This window comes from Ensifer sp. 4252 (genome assembly GCF_050434565.1).
Taxonomy (GTDB): Bacteria; Pseudomonadota; Alphaproteobacteria; order Rhizobiales; family Rhizobiaceae; genus Ensifer.
Genome location: NZ_JBNDIU010000070.1, coordinates 1 through 2534, shown reverse-complemented (window position 1 = coordinate 2534; position 2534 = coordinate 1). Strand labels below are relative to the sequence as shown.

General features: G+C 61.1%; 3 protein-coding genes. All 3 read left to right on the top strand.

What is annotated here, in order from left to right; translation table 11 throughout:
* The first annotated feature begins 366 nt into the window (after nt 1-366).
* The 3 genes from ABIE33_RS36145 to ABIE33_RS36135 are packed head-to-tail and all read left to right on the top strand — an operon-like array spanning nt 367 to nt 2166.
* Nucleotides 367-609, top strand: a complete 243-nt coding sequence (locus ABIE33_RS36145; RefSeq protein WP_429133942.1) for a type II toxin-antitoxin system Phd/YefM family antitoxin — start codon at nt 367-369, stop codon at nt 607-609.
* A complete protein-coding gene (locus tag ABIE33_RS36140) occupies nt 606-1025 on the top strand; it encodes a type II toxin-antitoxin system VapC family toxin (protein WP_429133940.1) in 420 nt (139 codons plus the stop codon). The genes ABIE33_RS36145 and ABIE33_RS36140 overlap by 4 nt, the downstream gene beginning before the upstream one ends.
* On the top strand, nt 1015-2166 hold the full coding sequence (locus ABIE33_RS36135; protein ID WP_429133938.1) for a site-specific integrase: 1152 nt from the start codon (nt 1015-1017) through the stop codon (nt 2164-2166). The genes ABIE33_RS36140 and ABIE33_RS36135 overlap by 11 nt, the downstream gene beginning before the upstream one ends.
* Nucleotides 2167-2534: the final 368 nt, after the last annotated feature.

The following is a 2534-nucleotide window of genomic DNA, read 5'->3' as shown; positions in this document are numbered from 1 at the left end:
AGCCCGCGCATTATGCACAACTAACTGAATTCCGTGTCGGGTTCGCAGAGAGAAGACGTTCTGTCGGCGCTTGCCACCCTTTCTGCCCCACGTACCGGTCGCAGCGCTACGCTTCGCGAATTTATCAAAGATTAACCATATGAATTAATGCACCAAATTCTCCTAACGGAAGTCAACCGACCATAAAATTCCGTCGTCTGGACGCCGTTTTCCGTGGCAGATCACTATCGATAGGTTGCAAGTATCGATAGTGATATGGTCCACTAGTTGACCAACTCGTAAACGCGTCCTATCTTGGCGCAGAACATTAAAATCACGATCGTCCGCCATCTCCGCGACGAGAGACACTGTTCAACGGAGTTCCCCATGAGCGTCACTGTCAAGGTCGCCGAGGCCAAAGCCCATCTCTCAGAACTGCTGGCCCGCGTCGAAGCCGGCGAGGAGGTTATCATTTCCCGCGGCAACGATCCGGTCGCCCGGCTCTCGCGCGTGCAGAAGGACAACGAGCTCACGACACTCATCGCCGAGGTGCGGGCGGCGAGAATGAGGGCAAAACCGGTGTCCAACGACGAGATCCTCGACTGGAAACGTGAGGGTCAGCGGTTTTGAGCATTTTTGTTCTCGACGCGTCGATCGCTGCTGCCTGGCTATTGCCGGAAGAATACAGCGAAGCGGCCGAGCGGCTGATCGCCGGGATCTCCAGCCCTTGCCCGGTGCCCAACCTGTTCTGGCACGAGACGCGCAGTATTTTGATCAGCGCCGAGCGGCGGCAACGGATTGCCGCTGGCCAGGCCCATAACGCGATGGCCCGGCTGCGCCGATTGCCCCTTGAGGACATGGGTGCCGGTCAGGACGGCTCAGTGCTCGAGCTCGCGAGTGCACACGGGCTAAGCGCCTACGATGCCGCCTACCTCGACCTTGCGGTCCGCCAGTCCCTACCGCTCGCCACCCTCGACCGCAAACTCGCAGGAGCGGCGCGCTCCGAGCGGATCCAGGTGTTGGGGCCATTCGAGAATGAGCATTGATCAGGATATAGAGCGGCGCGCGGTGGCACTCGACGCGCTCGATTCCATCCTGCCCTTCGATCGACGAGACCAACTCGCCGCCCTTCTCACCGATGACGATGTCGCCACGCTCAAACATCTCGCCAGCGAGGGCATGGGCGACAATACGCTGCGCGCACTTGCCTCCGACCTCGGCTACCTGGAGGCGTGGTGCCAGCTTGCGACCGGCAGCCCCCTCCCCTGGCCCGTACCCGAAAGCCTGCTGCTCAAATTCGTCGCCCATCACCTCTGGGACCCGGCTAAGCGTGCCGAAGATACAAGCCATGGCATGCCGGCAGAGGTGGAAAGCGGCTTGCGTTCCCAACGCCTCCTGCGCGTCGACGGGCCACACGCCCCCGGAACCGTTCGCCGCCGGCTAACAAGCTGGTCGATCCTGACCCGTTGGCGCGGTCTCGTCGGTTCCTTTGACGGCCCTTCGCTGAAGTCCGCCCTACGGCTGGCCGTTCGCGCCAGCGCGCGGCCGCGGCAACGCAAGAGCAAAAAGGCGGTGACCGGCGATATCCTGGCGAAGCTTCTACTCGCGTGCGCCGGCGAGCGTCTGGTCGATGTACGCGACCAAGCGGTGCTTCTGGCCGCGTTCGCCTCCGGCGGACGCCGCCGATCAGAAGTGGCAGCGATGCGCGTTGAGGATCTCACCGATGAGGACCCGGTTCGGACAGATCCAAACGACGAGAATTCCCCTCCCCTCCCCTGCCTCTCGATCCGCCTCGGCCGCACGAAGACGACGACGAGCGATGACGATGAACATGTGATCTTGATCGGCCGGCCAGTGACGGCGTTGAAACGCTGGATCGATGAAGCCGGTATCAACGACGGGCCGGTGTTCCGACGCATCGACCAATGGGGGAATATCGATCGGCTAGCGCTAACGCCGCAGTCGGTTAACTTAATCCTGAAAAGCCGATGCAAACGAGCCGGGCTCGATCCGACACTGTTTTCGGCGCATGGATTGCGGTCAGGTTATCTGACCGAAGCCGCCAACCGCGGCATCCCCCTCCCCGAGGCTATGCAGCAGTCGTTGCACAAGTCGGTGGTGCAAGCCGCTCGCTATTACAACGATGCGGAACGCAAACAGGGAAGAGCGGCTCGGTTGGTCACCTAGTGATCGTTCGAGTCGCGACCGATCCCGCCTTTGTTCACCGAACGGGAGCTTATGTCTCAGTCAAGGACGCCGTCGACTTAACACCCGTCGCGCCAGCGAACCAAGAGGACGCCCGGCGTCATTCCCCACAATTGCCGCCCTTCTTGCCCGATTTCAATGAATGCCCGCCTCGGCAATGCCATCCTTCGTTCGGTCCGATATCAGCCGCCTCTCAAAATGGGCGATGGCGGTAATTTGAGCGCGTCTTGTGAAGACAAGGACCGTCCCTTCAATACTCCTCCTCCCCTGCCACCCAAGCCAGAGAGATGGAATCGGCCTTGGGGCTCCGATAGGCTCATGTTGGCCGGATGAGCTATAGGCGCGGTTGC

What these genes read in the sequence shown, in the direction of transcription:
- ABIE33_RS36145 (WP_429133942.1), top strand. Translation starts at nt 367, where the DNA reads ATGAGCGTCACTGTCAAGGTCGCCGAGGCCAAAGCCCATCTCTCAGAA.
- ABIE33_RS36135 (WP_429133938.1), top strand. Translation starts at nt 1,015, where the DNA reads ATGAGCATTGATCAGGATATAGAGCGGCGCGCGGTGGCACTCGACGCG.